Source organism: Pseudomonas sp. CCNWLW23 (genome assembly GCF_037095675.1).
GTDB classification, from domain to species: Bacteria; Pseudomonadota; Gammaproteobacteria; order Pseudomonadales; family Pseudomonadaceae; genus Aquipseudomonas; species Aquipseudomonas atacamensis.
Genome location: NZ_JBAWKM010000009.1, coordinates 97,159 through 111,484, shown reverse-complemented (window position 1 = coordinate 111,484; position 14,326 = coordinate 97,159). Strand labels below are relative to the sequence as shown.

The following is a 14,326-nucleotide window of genomic DNA, read 5'->3' as shown; positions in this document are numbered from 1 at the left end:
TTGCGCGTGCTCCAGCGATTCGCGAAGCACATCCAGTGGCCTGGCCATCATCTGTTCGGGGTCAACCTTCCAGAACCAGGCCAGGTCATAGGCGACGGCGATCAGGTCGGTGATGGCGCCGACGCCGCACTCATGAAAAAACTCGCAACGGCCCAGCTCAGCGCATTGAGGTCAGCCAGATCGAGCTGGTTGACCGACGACGGCGGGATGCCGGCGCACACGGCGATGTATTTGGCCGCCACGTCCATGTCGAGGCTGACTTCTTCGCTCTTGTCGATCCTGTACGGCAGCGCCTTGATCGCTCGCACTTCCTGCACCGTCGGACGGCGCAGAACGAGTTCGGTCAGAGGCTCGCCGTGGGCTTCGATTGCTACTTGAAGCTTCACGGCGCCGCTCATTGCCAGGTCCCCTTGATGCCTTCGAATTTCAGTTCGATGGTGGCGTCGTCGCCCTTGGAGACTGGCTCCTCGACCAGATAGGCGCCGGCCAGCACGTAGACTTTGCCGTTGCTGAACTCGCAGGTGACCGTGATATCGGTGCCTTCGATCAGCTTCTTCAGCGGGAAGTCGGCGGTGTGCAGCGCGGTCACTTTGAACGACGGTGCGATGTCGGTTTCCTTGTAGAAACCGGGCACGACGGTTTCACGTTTGACGGCCATCAGCGGGGCTTCGCAGCCGCCATTGATGGTCAGTTGTGCGCCGTCGACCTTGACGTAGCAGGTGCCTGCAATCAGTTGACCCATGGTGTTTCTCCCTTCAAATAAAAAGCCCACGCGAGGTGGGCTGCATGCTTAGCGCCGACTGCGCCGATCAGGCCGCGTCGTCGTACTGCAGACGGAACTGGTTGAGCAGTGCGAACACGCGCAGGCCGTTGATGTAATCCGGCGGGAACAGCACGTTCACCCGGCTCGGATCCTGCACGTCGCGCTCGACGATCAGGTGCTCGGCGAACAGCTCGGCGTTCTCCACATGACCTTCCAGCTCCAGCTTGGCGTACTGCGCGATCAGCTCGCCGCGAATGGTCGCTGGCGTGACGATAGGCTGGCCGGCGCCGAAACGGGTGCCGTCGGAGGCCAGTTTGTGGCGGCCGTATTTGCTGGTGATCACGTTTTGCAGACGACGCACGATGAACGCCGACTGGTGCATGGTTTCACTGTCCAGATAGGAGTTGTCGGCCTGGCCGTAGGCGTTCTTCTGGTAGGTGGTGATCGAACGCTGGATGCGCACGTAACCGCCCTCGTAGTAGGCGGTGGCGATGCCGTAGTTGAGCAGCGACTGACGCTCGGTCAGGGTGAAGCGCTCGCTGGCCGGCGCCGGGTCAACACCCGGCAGGCTGCCACTTTGCGTCGGACGGCTGGCATCGGCGGAGATGAACACCGCCGTGCGCGCAGCCAGCGCGGCGGCCTGAACCCAGAACGGTTGCGGTACGCCCGGCTCCAGCGCCTGGATGGTCATGTGCTGATCGTTGCGCGCCTGGCCTGCGGCGACCAGAGTGCCAACGGTGCCGCGCTTGGCGCTGTAGACGTGACCGAACAGTTGCTTGGCCCACGACCAGCGCCCGGTGCTGTCATCCATGACCGCTTGCCAAGTGTTGAGGGTGGCCAGATCGGACCACGGCAAGGCGATGAATTCGAATGGCTCATCGCCTAGAGCCGCGACGGCGGCGATCTGATCCGGCACACCGGCGCCGCCGGTCATGGCGGTGATTGCGCTGGTCAGACCGGCCGGAGTTTCTTCGCCGTTGCTCTTGCCCAAGCGATTGAATTGCAGGCTGATGTCGTTACCGCTGTCGCCGGTCCATTTGGCGTTCAGGGTGACCACACCTTCAGCAGCCGCAGCGCTGACCGGCAGGTCGGCAGTGGCGTTGATTTTCTGCGCCAGTGCGGTGGCCGCTTGAGCGGCGGTGGCGCCGTTGACCACGGTGGCCTGCACGCGCACGCCGCCGACATACAGGTTGAGCATGCCCGCCTGAGTCGCAGTGCCGGTCAGGGTCAGCACACCCTTGGCGATTGCGCCTTCAGTGTTGTGCAGCGGCAGGCACCAGATCTCGCCGATCGGGTCGGCCTTGCGGAAGGTCTCGTACATCGAGGCGAGCATCGAGCCCTGGCCGCCGATGCTTTTCGCCAGCGCCACGCTGGAAACCAGCACCAGTTTGCCGACTTCACTCGGGGCAATATTGTCGTTGACCTGGGCGACGATCAAACGGCGCATGGCCGAAGTCGCGCTGTTGGCGGCCGAGTTGTCCATTTCGGCATAGAACAGCGGCACACGAATGTCCGCCGGGATGTTGCTGAATCCGATCGCCATCATTTGGCTCCCTGTGGTTTAGCCGCTTTTGCGGTTTTGAGTGTGATATCGCCGTCGGCCAGACGCCGGCGCCACCAGGCGCTGTCCAGCACGTCACGGCCTGCAGCCGGCAACAGGTCGCCCGCCTCCGGGTCAGGTACGACACGGCCAGCGGCCGGCACTACGGTGATGCGGTTGCTCATGGGGTTACGTCTCCAGAGAAAGTCATTTCCACCCGGCCATCCGGACCCGGGCGGTGCAGATTGGGATCGGCCGGATCGATCGCATCGACCCGCACCGTCATCCCGGTAAAGGACGACAAAGCGTCCAGTTCGCGCTCGTGCCAACTCTCCGCAGGCTGACTTGGCAGATTGCGGCCGAGCTGGAACTCGGCATAAAAACGCAGCCGATAGAAGGCACGGCTGCTGTTGATCGAGACCATCTCGCCGCCGTCGTAGGCGATGGCGCTGTAGTCGGCATCGGGCTTGAACCCCACCAGCGCGCGCCACAGTTCAGCGCGCAGGTCGTGCAACCCATCCAGCGCTTTTGTCGCGTCGGTAGCGTCAAGGGCCAGGACGATTTCAAAGCGGTCGCGGATTGGTTGGGTGGTGAGGTTTTGGGTGGTGCTGTTGCTGGCCAGATCGGCGATTGGCAGCACGTGGGCCGAAGGTGTTGGCAGATCGGTGTTGCTTTGCAGCAACGCCAGATCGACACCCACCGAAATATGATTGGCAAGCCCAGGGCATTGCCCACGCAATTGCGTGAGGATCGGGGTGATCTTCATGGGGGTGTTCCGAAGTAAGAGAAATTACAGTGAACGCCGCAGTCCCTGTGGGAGCGAGCCTGCTCGCGAAAGCGGTCGATCAGTCACATCGATGCTGAAGCTGACGCCCCTTTCGCGAGCAGGCTCGCTCCCACAGGAATAAGCACTCGGTTCAGGATTACTGTTCCGCCTTCGGATCCAGGCACGACGCATCAATCAGGCAGCGATAGCTGTTCTCGCGACTGCCGCTGGCGGTGACCTTGTCGATCGACCAGCGTCCGCGCATGAAGTCCGGCCAGCTCTCATCGAGCAACAGCAGACCTTCGGCCGCCAGGCGTGGATCGCCCGGGCAGGTGATTTTCACTTTGTACTTGTGGCGCAACATCTTTCGTACTTCGCCCTCGCCTACTGCGATGGCATCCGCTTCGCTGGGCTGCTTCTGGCGCAGCGTCTTGAACGGCGCTACGCCCGTCTCGACCCAACGCAACACCCCGGCCGCCGCATCCCAGAAACAGGTCTTGCAGCCCTTGGCCTGCTCGCGGGCCGATTCTTCCAGCGTGGCGCTGATGAATGCGTGATCACCGGGGCGATTGTTGTGGGTAACCGACAGCGTCACGTCCGGCAGAATCTGCCCCGACAAAGACTTGGTCTGCCCGGGCCGCGCCAGCACATAGACATCGCCATACGGCTTGGCGACGACGTTGTATTTTTTCGCCAGCCGCGTGACGAAACCCATATCAGTTTCGTTGGACTGGTCGATGTGCTCGATGCGGATCAACGAAATCTCCGGCGCAACCCGTGGCGAAAAACCGTGCGACTCCACCAGCTTGCGAAATAATCCACCCAGCGTCGTTGGCCCATGACTGGCGGTGCGGCGCTGCTTGAAGCCGGTTTCATCATCCTTGCTGAATGGCGCCGCAGTGGCCACCAGGGTGAGGCGAAACGGAAACAGCGTCGGCGTCAGACGCGTCACTTTGAACTGGCCTTTATCGACCATTGCGTTTTCTCGATAACCGACTTGCAGGCCAATTTTTCCACCCAGACTCGGCAGCCCTTCAAGGCCCTCGAGATCGATGGTCAGCGTCAGTTGATCGGACTCGAATCCAGCGGCATCGATGTGCTCCCAACTGATCAGGCGTTGATTGAGCAAGGCCGCGTTGGCCCCGTAGATATTTACCGCGGGCGTAAATCCCAGTGCCATGTCACCTCCTTAATCCCAGGCCGTTACTGCTTTGACCACGGCGGGTTTCACATCCAGTTCCGGCAGCACGATCCACACGCCAGCGGGCAGAATCGGCCCGTGTTCGGCCAGGGTCGGGTTGAGCTTCCACAGCGCTTCTTCGGCAGCGTCATCACTGCGCCCGGTTTCGCGGTAGAGCAGCAGATTCACCGAATCACCGGCCACGCTTCGTGCTTTACGCATTGTTGAACTCCGCCAGTTCGATGACCCAATCGACTACCATCGCCGTGCCGTCATCGATGATCTGCCCCTGTGTTTCCTGAACCGAATTGATCCGCCACAACCCCCAGTTGCGACCGACGCCATCAATCAACGGCAGCGGGGTACGCAGCGCCTGTAGCGCACGCAACTCATCGAGTCGATCCATGGCCACGGCGTACATCGACTTGCCGGTAATGGTCAGGGTTTCCGGTTTCTGTCCGGTCTGGCTGGACTTGGGTTTGCTGGTGAGGATCTGTATCTCGGTCCAGCCGCCGTCAGACTTGCGCAGCAACTGGTGGTACGCAAAGTTGCGCGACAGGCCGAAGATGAAATTGCCCAGTGCCATTTGTTGTTTCATCAGGCGACTCCATCGGTCAGGGCTGCGTCGCGGCGGGTGGCGAGGGGGTTGGTACTCATTGTCGACATGAACTGAGTACTGAAATGGTTTTGCATCACTTGAGAGATCACCGCGCCGACTTTTTCCGAGCTGGCGATTTCGCTGCCGCTGATCTGAATCGACGGCGCATAGGTGATCTGCTGGTTTTGCGTCTGAGCGTTGCTCAGGTCCTTGGCCACTTGCGCGGGAGGCGCGAGTTTGTCCTCGGCAGGCTTGCCCCATTGTTCACCGACGTAAGAACCGAGTATTCCGCCCAGAGTCCCACCGAGGAATGTCCCAATACCGGGCGCAATGAAAGTACCGATCGTGGCGCCAATGGCAGTGCCGGCCAGCTCGCCGGCGGCACCTTTGACCGCTTGGTCATCGCCTTCGCGCCAACCTTTCAGTCCGGTATAGGCCGCGTGCGCAATGGCCAGCGGCGCTCCCAGTTTTACCGCCGGCAGCGCTTGGGCGATTTTTGGCATGACCTTGGCGCCAACGCTTTCGACCAAGGGCATAAGCTTGGCAACGGCGCCTTTGAGTCGCGATACCATCTCGCTGTTGCCCAAGCCATCGGTGAACAGTTTGAAGCCCATTTTGATGTCATCAAACAGAGGCGCGACCTTGGCCGTGAGCCCCCCCAAACGACTGCTCCCACTGGCGCGTGGAACTGTCGTGCGCGTCGATGTTCTGGCCGGCGTGCGTCGACCCGGTCGACGACCCGCTCGTTTGTTTTTCCGCCCGCCATCAGAGACATCGTCACCGACGATGGCATCAGCAATATCGGGGGGCAATCGCGTCGTCGCCAGACGCAACAGCTTCGCGGAAACGGTGTCGATGACTGACGCAACGCCGGTTTTCAGCGCCCCTCCAACAAAAGGAAGAGCAGCGGCACCAAGCAGAACCAATCCTGCAGTAAGGGCCGGGAAAGCCTGCGCCGCAGTACTCACGCCATTGGCCAGCGCGGTGAGCACCACTGCGGCACCATCGGCCAACGGCGCCAATGCCGTGCCGAATGCGGTGGTCATCCGGGTCAGACTCGCATCGAGCGCATTCCAGCGCCCTTGCGACGTATTGCCAAATACTTCGGCGGATTTCGCGGCTGCCCCCGAATCGGCGCCCAGTTCCGATGTCGCGTATTGGCGCTTGTCGGCCACTTGGGAGAATGCGTTTTTTACATCCTCTGGTTTCTTCAGCAGTTCAAGAACTCTGACGTCGTTTTCGCCAAACAGCGTCTTCGTCAGTGTTGCCCGTTCTTGCAGCGGTTGTTTATTGAGTGCAGCAAGCACCGAGTTGATGGCAGCGGGAGCGTCCTTGCGCATCTCTCCTGCCAACGATTCGGGATTCAACCCTAACTGGCTCAGAGCCGTACGTTGCTCGGTCGATACATCTGCGCCCTTCGCCAGCAGCGAAGTAACACCCTTCAACGCGGCGCTGGCGCCCTCCTTGTCTGCGCCACTGTTGAGCAGTGCCGCCGCAAACGCGGCCGCTTGTTCCGGAGTCATACCGGCAGTAATTGCAGCCTCGCCGGAACGTTGCACGACCGAACCGATGTCGGCGGCCTTGGCATCCAGGCCACTGTTGCCGAGATAGCTCGTTGCATCGGCCAGATCCTGGCTCTGATAGCGATCCAGCTTCAGCGATGAACGCCAGGCCGCCAACATCTCACCAGCCGTTTTGACGTCCATCCTGAACGCCGCTGCGTTGATCGCGGCATCACGGGAGAACCACTTCAGCTCGTTCGCCCGTTGCTCACCCTTGGCGCCATCGGCAATACCGGATCGTGCTGCGGCGACTTGAACTTGCAACAGGTCAGCGTTGGTGGCACCACTGGCCGCCACCTGTTTCTCGCTGGCGAGTTCCAGAGTGCTTTGTGAATGCGTTTGCAGCTGGTCGTTGCTCATCTTGAGCAACTGATTGAGTTCAACCAGCGCAGTCTCGTTGGCCATCGCCGGCTGCATCAGCTTCGGCGGCGGACGCTGCTCGATCCCGGCGTTGAGTTTTGACTTTGGTTCGCTCGTCGCGACCGGTGCAGCGCCGGCCTTGAATAGCGATTGCTGGCTTGCCAACAACTCGCGAAGCCTGATCTGTTCCTGGGTCAGCAAACGAATATCCACGCTTGCCAACGCGAGCGTCACATTCAAATCCTGCAGCGGTTTGCCGAGGTTGTCGGGCAACGAAAATCCGTCCGTTGCATTGCCGCTCTCACCGGCGTACGTGAGCGCATATTTGCTCTCTGCCATGCCGCTCTACTCCTGTTTCACGCCAAGGCGAGTGATCGCTATGTCGTAGCGGCGCAACGCCTTTTCGGCGTCCCATTCCAGAATCTCCGCTTCACTTACCGGGTAAATGAGCGGGACGATATCGAGGATTACTTCGATGTCGCGTTCCGAAAGTAGGCCGCCGGCTGGTTTAAAAAATCGTCGATGCGCACCTGCAATTGCGTCCAGTCGGGGACGGTCAGCTGGGCCAGATCGGGGATCATCAGGCCCGTGCAGTGGGCAGTGATGAATTCGGCGCGTTCCTTGGCCGTTTTCAGTTTCTTCATCACTTTGGTTGCGCGCAGCACGGGCATTTCCAGGCTCAGCGAGTCGACGGTGCGGCCGGTTACGGCGAGCGGCTGCAGCAATTGCACCTGGTCGGGATCGTTGGATTTCTCCGCGTCCTCGATCTGGTCGAGAAAGTACGAACTCGGCCGGGTCGACATCTCATGGACGTACTGGGCGATGCTCACGTAGTCCGGGCGCTTGAGCTGATCGAGTTCCTTGACCGACAGGCCGGTGGCGAGCAGCGCCAGCTCGAAGAACTGATCGTCTTCGTCATCGCCGGCGCGTTCCAGCGCTTCTTTCTGTGCGGCGTAGAGCAGCGGTTTGAGCTGGATCGATTCGATCTGCGAGCCATCGTCGCCGGTGATCGGTGACAGCAGTTCGTGTTGGGGTGGCATCCACGGCATGTATGAATTCCTTGGTGATTCGTTTAGATCCACTGTGGGAGCGAGCCTGCTCGCGAAGGCTTTGGCACATTCGACATTGATGTACCTGAACGACCGCTTTCGCGAGCAGGCTCGCTCCCACAGGGTTTTGTGATTTGCCGGTAAAGCGGGGTTTACGGCATCAACACCGCGCGCCGTGCATCACCAAGGATGTCGACGCCGTTGAGCACGAACTTCTGCGTGCGCACGTCGATGTCGATCACCGGCACGCCGTTTTCCAGGCGGTTGTAGGTGCGGCAGGACAGTTCCAGATTGGTCTTGGGCTTCTCGCCCATTTTCACTGCGGTTTCCTCAAGGGATTTCAACTGGCCGCCGACGGTGTGGTAGGTGAACCAGGTATTGCCGTCCTGATCCTGACCAGCTTCACGCACGTTCAGCAGGATGTCGTCGCCGAGCTTCACGCCCAGCGCCAGCAGCACCTCGGCGCCGAGGCCTTGCAGGGTCAGCTTGGCGCCGAGCGCTTTGCCGCCCTTGGCCATTTCTTCGACGATGAAGCGCCCGCCGCGCATCTCTTCCATGTCGAATTCGATTTTCGGCGGGGTGAATTCCTCAACGGTCGCCGACAACGGCAGGCCTTGCAGGGTGGCCGCGATGGCCTGTCTTACGCGGTTGGTAAACATTAGAGAACGTCCTCCAGGAACTGCTCGATGATTTCATCGCGGGCGTTGAGTTGATAAACCATGTGTTCGTTCGGCGCGTAGCGGCCGTAGTCGATGACCACGTACCAAGTGCCGTTCTTGTACTTCTCGACGCTGTTGAGTTCCGGGTGCAGATACACGCTGCCGCCGGGAATGGTTTCGTCGGCGACCAGGGTCTGCAGCCAGTCGTTGATGCGCTTGACCTCTTGATCCATGAAGGATTTGGTGAGGTTCTTGGCCATGGCTTTCTGGCCGGCCTTGACCAGCTTGCGGCTGATCGCATCTTCGAGGCCGACGTAGCTGATGAACTTGCCGGTGATCGAGCGGTTACCCAGCAGCGAGAAGCCGCCGAGCACGGTGCGGGCGTAGTAGCTGACGCCGTAACGGTTGAGCAGATCGCCTTCGGTGGACGTGTCGAGGATGTTGTACTCGACGACCCGCGAAACGTCTTCGGCGAAGGTCACTTGGTTGCCCGGGCTCTCCCATTGCTTGACCTTGGCCAGCGCGGCAATCGCCAGACTGGAGGGGGACAGGAAGACGTTTTTCTTCGCTGCTTTCGAATACACGGCAGGCATGTTGTGCACCACCAGGCAACGGTCGAAACCGAGTTCGGCGCCGCCGAGTTCCTGGCTGTACAGGACCTGATCGGCCACCGACACATCCTTGCCGTCCAGCACCACCCGGGCCTTGATGCGCTTGCCGAACGCGGCGAACTCACCGGCCACCGCTTTGCTGCCGGTGAAGCCCGGCGCGCCGATGATGGTCAGGTCTTCCGGGGCACTGCCCAGTGCCGCCAGACCCAGCTTGCGACCAGTCGACGGCTCGACACCGCCGATCACATTGTTGACCGTGTCGGCCGGAGTTGCGCCGGCCTCGACGATGACCACGTATACCGGCACCTTGACCACTTTGAGGATCTGGTAAACCGCGTGATACAGCGTGCCCTCTTCCGACCCAGTCGGATCGAGCAGCGCATGGGTGGTGAAGCTGTTGATGCGAAACGGCGCGTTTCGCGGAATCAGCGGATCGGCTTTCGGCGCGGTGCCGACCAGACCGATGACGTTGTCACCCAGGCCACCCATGGCCTCGGGGGATTCAGTGGCATTGACGGTAATGCCGTTGTGCTCGAAGTTCAGAACCTCAGCCATGTTCAGTCAGCCTTCTTGGCAGCGGCCTTTTTGGCCTGGGTGATAGGGGTTTTCGGCTCAAGTCGACCGGCAAAGTGCAAGGCACTGGCCTCGACGTCGAGCAGATCGAGTTCTTGACCAACGCTCGACCAATGCCCACCTCCGGTGGGGAATGGGACGAGCACGGTGTAGGTTTGGCGGGTTGCCATTTTTCGTTTCTCCATAAACGGGAAAGCCCCTCATGGGGAGGGGCTTGGCGGGTGTTGACTTGTTTTATGTATGCAAAAAAACCGGCAATGCGGGGCGTTGTTATTGAGTCGCTTTTTGCAGAGGGCCCGAATTCGGCCAACCTTGCAGGATCATGTCCTCAGAACACTCACCAGACTCGACTGCTGACAACAAAGCTCGTTCACGATCAAAACAATCCTGAACGTAGGTTCGAATCGAGGTTGCCAATGCGATTATTTGGGCAGCCTGCAACTCGACGAAACCTTCAGCAAACTTCCATGCACATTTGTAAGTCGGATCAAGCATCGCCGCTACCGCAGCGCCGGCGATCAATGCCTGGCCGTCTCGAGTGGTATCAGCGACGAAGCCTTCAAATACGACACCAGATGTTTCGCGGCGAAAACGCTCTGCAGCAATTAACTTCGCGAAGTCTGGTTTGATTTCAAAAGGAACCTTGGTCAGCGTTCCGTCGATTAGGCACCAATGTCCTGTCAGGTCTGTTGCAGATTGCAGCCAAAGTTCTTCGCTGATGCATATCGCGCCCTCAGGAATGTCGCAAACCCCCTGAATCAGGCGGTCTTTAATGGAGCCTGACTCATCGAACGTCATATATTTTTTAGTCATGTTTTTCCCTTAGCAACCGACTGCGAGCCATCGCGTTGAAGTTCCGGAAGACGAGCGAACCGTAAAGCCGTTCTTGTTCAACGCCCCCATCGCGACGAATCCGACCGACCCGGAACCAGGGGTATAGTCACTGAGCGCGACGGCTGACAACGCGGCATTAGGAAACGTGAGAGGAAAGCTAATTGTTTGATCAGTCGTACTGGAGACAATGCTGAACACGCCCCACTGAATAGTGAAGCCACCCAGCCAGGACGGGAAAACACAGTAGCCGATACCACTTTTCTGAAACTGAAAGCCCCACGTCAATTTTTTCGGCGTGACGATAACGCTGTCATCGGCGCCGGTATTGGTCTGCGCTTGGGTCGCTACTTTCGCTGTACCTTGATTGATTTCCGAGGCTTGCTGTGCGAGAACGGCCAACGCGGCGATATCGATGTTGCCCTGATTGATCGGGGCGTTCCAGGCTTTGATGCACCACATGACTGCAAGATTTCGGGGACGGGTTTCCGTAGAAGTACGCGCCACTTTTGAAGCATCAAAGTACACGCCATGGTAGGCGTTTTTCTGGTTGAGCGGAGTTGAAGAGATGCTCATGTTACTTAACGAGAACGCACCACCTGCTGTGGTGATATCAAGATAGCCATCGAAGGCTCCAGTGATGTTCTGCAATGTATCTACCTGAGAACTCCCAATTGTCCTCCCCACATCAACACCGCGCCCATGATCCCAGCCACGCAAGAACTCACCGCGCCCATCTGGCAAACGGAAATTGCCCGCCCCTTCATCGCCTTTGTTGTACTTGCCGGCCAGGTAAGCATTCAGGTCAGGATAAAGAGCAGCACTCTTGACACTGTTATCGAGTTCGAGAAAACCCACCGGCGGTGTAGCGCCCGGGAACGCAACAATCGTGCCTACTGGTAGCATCGAGGCGTTTGCAATCATTCCCTCGATTTCAGTTTTGGTGTAGGAGTCCTTGATCCCGAACCCGGCCAGCGTCTGAGGATTTGCTCCCCCCGTTGCCCGGCCATATTCGTCGACGGTCAGACTCTTGTAAGTCCCGGCCGCAATTCCGGTGCGGCCCGCGAGCATCTTGAATGTCAGCGCAGTCGTACCGAGTATGATTGGCGCATTGGTGGTCAAGTGCCACAGCGAATCTCCATTCGCTATGCCTTCCTCCACCATGACCGTCAGGCCCGGCGTAACCTTGGCGCTGCTATTGGCATCGGTGGCCCGCACCCATTCGCCATTGGCAACGATCCACAGGCCGTTGTCCTTGGCCAGCGTCTGATTCGCAACAAGCACGCGGTCGCCAGCAATCACTGCGACCCCGTCAATTTGCTGCGCACCGTTCAACACGATGTTGGTGGTAGCCGCAACGCGCACCGACTGCTTGCCATCGAGCTTGCCGAGTTCTTCGGCCAGATAACTCATGACCCAGGCACGAGTAGCCTTGACCACGGTGTCATCAATCAACAAGGTCACCAGCGAGGCATTGCTGGTCTCGAAAATCGAGCGAATGTAGAACTCTTTACCCGAGCCCGACGTCGCCAGCACCGGTTTGAACGACTCCGGATATTTGACGATGGCATAGAGAACACCAGTGTCAGTCCATAGCCCCGCTTCCCGTACATACCAGCCGCCAACATCCGGAGGAATGGTCACTTCGGCGAGCAGCCAGCTCGGGTTTTTCTCATCCTGGAACAGTGCGTTGAGCGGTCCGCGCCAGACTTCGCGTTTCAGAGCGGTCGCGGTGGCAGCCGGGTTGTAGACCGCGCCGCCGCCGTCGCCGACCGAAATCTGCGTCAGCTTGATCGGCGTACCGGCGGCCTTGCACGCCGTTTCGTATGCAATCCCTGCGTTGGTGAGCAGGGTGTAATAGTCAGCCATTCAGGCCCCCTGAGGATAAATAGTGGATGTTTCGACGGTGTACAACGCAGCGGCCATGAACGCCTCGCCAGAGGTTTCAAGGCCTTCGACGAACACCGGATAAACCGTGGTCAGTTCGCCGCAGAACGTAGCGGCGCCGATGACGTGATTGCCGAACGCGCTCAAGCCCACCGACACCGAAAGAATGTCCCGCTCGCTTTTGGCATCGGCCAGACGGCGGTCGAGACGTGCATCGATTTCTTCGCTATAGGGTTGTTCGCTGAAGGCACGCACGGAAAAGCTGTACGGCGAGCCGGGCGGTGTCTGTTCGTACCAAGCGCGGATTTCCGGGCGCAGTTGCAAACCCTTGGCGGCGTTTTCGAGTGCCTTGCGAGTGCCGGCCTGGCGCGCGGTGGGCCAGGCCAGTTCGACGGTGAGGCGCTTCTCCGCCACCGGCGCATCAGTGCTCCATTCGGCGACGCCACGATCGGCAGCCAGATAAGGCAGGAAGGCCATCGGCGTTTCGCTGGGATTCATCAGTTCCGGGAACGGCGGTGCGATGCGATCGAGCAAGGCGCCGAAGCCCAGATCCAGTCCGCGCTCAAGTGCCGAGCTGTTGGCTGGCAGTAAGGTCGGGCGCTGAGTTTTTTCACTCATAGCGTCAGCACCTCGACTTCGACCGCGGTGCAATAAGGCGCCTGAAAAGCGGTGGTGACGATCGGCGCCAGCGGTTCGAGAATCTGCAGTTGTACGGCGCCGGCGCTGTGCAACGTGTAGTCGATCCAGCTCGGATCGACCCGACCTTCGAGGCGATGGCAACTGTCGGCGTAGGCCTGCAATTGCGCTTGCGCGGCGACCTTGGTCAGGCCCGAATCGGGACCGGAATTGATCTTGGCGACGACGCGGATTTTGTAGCGCTGGATCTCGGCAGCCTTGACGGTGACGAGGTCGGTTTCCGGGCGCACATCCGGTCGGGCGAAATGCTGACGGACGCCGTCGAGCAATGCTTCGGAAGGTGTGCCATCGCCTTCTCGCGAAAGCACGGTGACCTGCACTTCGCCCGGCGCAGTGCGCCGCCCATTGCCATCCTTGACCTGCGCGGCGAGGCCGTCCGGGTTGAAGGTGTAAGTGACATTTACCACACCCGCCTCGGTGGATTCGACTTGCACCGTCGGACGCTCGCCGAGCGTAAAGACTTCGCGGCGATACTGCATCCGCGAACCCGCCGACGGTGCATGGGGCGCGAGGTAATAACGCAGCCGAGCATCGTCATCACTTTCGTAAATCGCCGGTACCGGCGGGAATGCCGCCGGGTCGCCGGGATCGAGCAACTGCCGCTCCAAGCCCATGTCCGCCAGCCGCGCATCGAGATTGCTGCCGGTCGCCCACCACGCCAGCATCTGCTTGATGCGTGCATTGTATTTACGCTCATGGGTTTGCAGACGCACGCAGAACGCTTCCAGCGCCAGGGTCAGCAATTCGCTTTCGTTTTCCAGACTCGCCTTGAGTTTCACGGCGCTGGCCGGCGAGCGAGCCCCCACGTATTCGATGACGAAAGTCTTGAACTCGGCGAGCAAGTCTTCGAACGCTTCGACCGTGATCAGCGCGGGTTCGGCCAGCTGATTCTGGCCAGGGATCAGCATGCTCATGTCAGCACCTCGAAGGTTTGTTGGCGGTTTTTCCAGGTGCCGGCGAAGCGCAGCAGCAGGCCGTCGCCGTGACGACTGGCGACAATCACTTGCGGCTGAAAATCGTCGATGCCGTTTTGCGAGTTGTAGAACGCTTGGGCGGCGTGGCTCTGTGCCAGAAGCAGAATGTCGTCACCGAGGTTCTGTCCCAACAGCGAGGGGATCAGCGATCCGTACAATGGCCGTTTTTGCCGGGTGCCAAGCGGTGTGGTCAGGGCTCGGGTCGCGCGCTGCACGAATTGCAGCCAGTCGTCGACCGTAGCCCCGCTGTCTCTATCGATTCCGATCATGGGAGGCT

At 59.9% G+C, this 14,326-nt stretch carries 18 protein-coding genes; all 18 read right to left on the bottom strand.

All coding sequences use genetic code 11. The features are described from left to right. Nucleotides 1–101: 101 nt before the first annotated feature. On the bottom strand, nt 102–398 hold the full coding sequence (locus V8J63_RS13800) for a phage tail assembly protein (RefSeq protein ID WP_122691730.1): 297 nt from the start codon (nt 396–398) through the stop codon (nt 102–104). Next, the gene (locus V8J63_RS13795) at nt 395–742 is read right to left on the bottom strand and encodes a phage tail tube protein (protein ID WP_007908779.1); all 348 of its coding nucleotides are present in this window, start codon (nt 740–742) and stop codon (nt 395–397) included. The genes V8J63_RS13800 and V8J63_RS13795 overlap by 4 nt, the downstream gene beginning before the upstream one ends. 67 nt (nt 743–809) lie before the next feature. Beyond that, nucleotides 810–2,306 (bottom strand): phage tail sheath subtilisin-like domain-containing protein, encoded by a 1,497-nt coding sequence (locus V8J63_RS13790; RefSeq protein ID WP_336464199.1) that lies wholly within the window; start codon nt 2,304–2,306, stop codon nt 810–812. After that, nucleotides 2,306–2,488, bottom strand: a complete 183-nt coding sequence (locus V8J63_RS13785; protein WP_016771429.1) for a DUF2635 domain-containing protein — start codon at nt 2,486–2,488, stop codon at nt 2,306–2,308. Before V8J63_RS13785 ends, V8J63_RS13790 begins: the two co-directional genes overlap by 1 nt. Continuing rightward, complete coding sequence (locus V8J63_RS13780) at nt 2,485–3,069, bottom strand: phage tail terminator protein (protein WP_336464198.1); 585 nt, start codon at nt 3,067–3,069, stop codon at nt 2,485–2,487. The genes V8J63_RS13785 and V8J63_RS13780 overlap by 4 nt, the downstream gene beginning before the upstream one ends. 157 nt (nt 3,070–3,226) lie before the next feature. After that, nucleotides 3,227–4,249 carry a phage late control D family protein gene (locus tag V8J63_RS13775; RefSeq protein ID WP_130887801.1) on the bottom strand — a complete coding sequence of 341 codons (1,023 nt, stop codon included), beginning with the start codon at nt 4,247–4,249 and terminating at the stop codon, nt 3,227–3,229. Nucleotides 4,250–4,258: 9 nt separating this feature from the next. Continuing rightward, nucleotides 4,259–4,471 (bottom strand): tail protein X, encoded by a 213-nt coding sequence (locus V8J63_RS13770; protein WP_016771432.1) that lies wholly within the window; start codon nt 4,469–4,471, stop codon nt 4,259–4,261. Continuing rightward, entirely contained in the window at nt 4,464–4,847 is a 384-nt protein-coding gene (locus V8J63_RS13765; RefSeq protein ID WP_130887800.1) for a phage tail protein, read from the bottom strand. The genes V8J63_RS13770 and V8J63_RS13765 overlap by 8 nt, the downstream gene beginning before the upstream one ends. Then, nucleotides 4,847–7,108, bottom strand: a complete 2,262-nt coding sequence (locus V8J63_RS13760) for a phage tail tape measure protein (RefSeq protein ID WP_130926906.1) — start codon at nt 7,106–7,108, stop codon at nt 4,847–4,849. Before V8J63_RS13760 ends, V8J63_RS13765 begins: the two co-directional genes overlap by 1 nt. Nucleotides 7,109–7,236: 128 nt before the next feature. Further along, complete coding sequence (locus tag V8J63_RS13755; protein ID WP_024011850.1) at nt 7,237–7,818, bottom strand: phage tail assembly protein; 582 nt, start codon at nt 7,816–7,818, stop codon at nt 7,237–7,239. 152 nt (nt 7,819–7,970) lie between these two features. Continuing rightward, entirely contained in the window at nt 7,971–8,477 is a 507-nt protein-coding gene (locus tag V8J63_RS13750) for a phage major tail tube protein (RefSeq protein ID WP_039762530.1), read from the bottom strand. Then, nucleotides 8,477–9,643, bottom strand: coding sequence for a phage tail protein (locus V8J63_RS13745; RefSeq protein ID WP_336464197.1), 1,167 nt, complete (start codon nt 9,641–9,643; stop codon nt 8,477–8,479). The genes V8J63_RS13750 and V8J63_RS13745 overlap by 1 nt, the downstream gene beginning before the upstream one ends. 2 nt (nt 9,644–9,645) lie before the next feature. Next, entirely contained in the window at nt 9,646–9,831 is a 186-nt protein-coding gene (locus V8J63_RS13740; protein ID WP_039762525.1) for a hypothetical protein, read from the bottom strand. A 100-nt stretch (nt 9,832–9,931) separates the two neighbouring features. Beyond that, entirely contained in the window at nt 9,932–10,474 is a 543-nt protein-coding gene (locus V8J63_RS13735) for a DUF4376 domain-containing protein (protein WP_336464196.1), read from the bottom strand. Nucleotides 10,475–10,483: 9 nt separating this feature from the next. Then, the gene (locus V8J63_RS13730; protein ID WP_336464195.1) at nt 10,484–12,361 is read right to left on the bottom strand and encodes a phage tail-collar fiber domain-containing protein; all 1,878 of its coding nucleotides are present in this window, start codon (nt 12,359–12,361) and stop codon (nt 10,484–10,486) included. After that, on the bottom strand, nt 12,362–12,997 hold the full coding sequence (locus V8J63_RS13725; protein ID WP_130926907.1) for a phage tail protein I: 636 nt from the start codon (nt 12,995–12,997) through the stop codon (nt 12,362–12,364). Next, nucleotides 12,994–13,989, bottom strand: a complete 996-nt coding sequence (locus V8J63_RS13720; RefSeq protein ID WP_130926908.1) for a baseplate J/gp47 family protein — start codon at nt 13,987–13,989, stop codon at nt 12,994–12,996. The genes V8J63_RS13725 and V8J63_RS13720 overlap by 4 nt, the downstream gene beginning before the upstream one ends. Next, nucleotides 13,986–14,318, bottom strand: coding sequence for a phage baseplate protein (locus V8J63_RS13715; RefSeq protein ID WP_130926909.1), 333 nt, complete (start codon nt 14,316–14,318; stop codon nt 13,986–13,988). Before V8J63_RS13715 ends, V8J63_RS13720 begins: the two co-directional genes overlap by 4 nt. Nucleotides 14,319–14,326 lie beyond the last annotated feature (8 nt).

Bases quoted from the DNA above. Each gene is read 5' to 3' on its own strand.
- V8J63_RS13765 (WP_130887800.1), bottom strand. From the start codon at position 4,847: ATGAAACAACAAATGGCACTGGGCAATTTCATCTTCGGCCTGTCGCGC.
- V8J63_RS13760 (WP_130926906.1), bottom strand. From the start codon at position 7,108: ATGGCAGAGAGCAAATATGCGCTCACGTACGCCGGTGAGAGCGGCAAT.
- V8J63_RS13790 (WP_336464199.1), bottom strand. From the start codon at position 2,306: ATGGCGATCGGATTCAGCAACATCCCGGCGGACATTCGTGTGCCGCTG.
- V8J63_RS13740 (WP_039762525.1), bottom strand. From the start codon at position 9,831: ATGGCAACCCGCCAAACCTACACCGTGCTCGTCCCATTCCCCACCGGA.
- V8J63_RS13750 (WP_039762530.1), bottom strand. From the start codon at position 8,477: ATGTTTACCAACCGCGTAAGACAGGCCATCGCGGCCACCCTGCAAGGC.
- V8J63_RS13800 (WP_122691730.1), bottom strand. From the start codon at position 398: ATGAGCGGCGCCGTGAAGCTTCAAGTAGCAATCGAAGCCCACGGCGAG.
- V8J63_RS13725 (WP_130926907.1), bottom strand. From the start codon at position 12,997: ATGAGTGAAAAAACTCAGCGCCCGACCTTACTGCCAGCCAACAGCTCG.
- V8J63_RS13745 (WP_336464197.1), bottom strand. From the start codon at position 9,643: ATGGCTGAGGTTCTGAACTTCGAGCACAACGGCATTACCGTCAATGCC.
- V8J63_RS13755 (WP_024011850.1), bottom strand. From the start codon at position 7,818: ATGCCGTGGATGCCACCCCAACACGAACTGCTGTCACCGATCACCGGC.
- V8J63_RS13795 (WP_007908779.1), bottom strand. From the start codon at position 742: ATGGGTCAACTGATTGCAGGCACCTGCTACGTCAAGGTCGACGGCGCA.
- V8J63_RS13730 (WP_336464195.1), bottom strand. From the start codon at position 12,361: ATGGCTGACTATTACACCCTGCTCACCAACGCAGGGATTGCATACGAA.
- V8J63_RS13785 (WP_016771429.1), bottom strand. From the start codon at position 2,488: ATGAGCAACCGCATCACCGTAGTGCCGGCCGCTGGCCGTGTCGTACCT.
- V8J63_RS13780 (WP_336464198.1), bottom strand. From the start codon at position 3,069: ATGAAGATCACCCCGATCCTCACGCAATTGCGTGGGCAATGCCCTGGG.
- V8J63_RS13715 (WP_130926909.1), bottom strand. From the start codon at position 14,318: ATGATCGGAATCGATAGAGACAGCGGGGCTACGGTCGACGACTGGCTG.
- V8J63_RS13720 (WP_130926908.1), bottom strand. From the start codon at position 13,989: ATGAGCATGCTGATCCCTGGCCAGAATCAGCTGGCCGAACCCGCGCTG.
- V8J63_RS13775 (WP_130887801.1), bottom strand. From the start codon at position 4,249: ATGGCACTGGGATTTACGCCCGCGGTAAATATCTACGGGGCCAACGCG.
- V8J63_RS13735 (WP_336464196.1), bottom strand. From the start codon at position 10,474: ATGACTAAAAAATATATGACGTTCGATGAGTCAGGCTCCATTAAAGAC.
- V8J63_RS13770 (WP_016771432.1), bottom strand. From the start codon at position 4,471: ATGCGTAAAGCACGAAGCGTGGCCGGTGATTCGGTGAATCTGCTGCTC.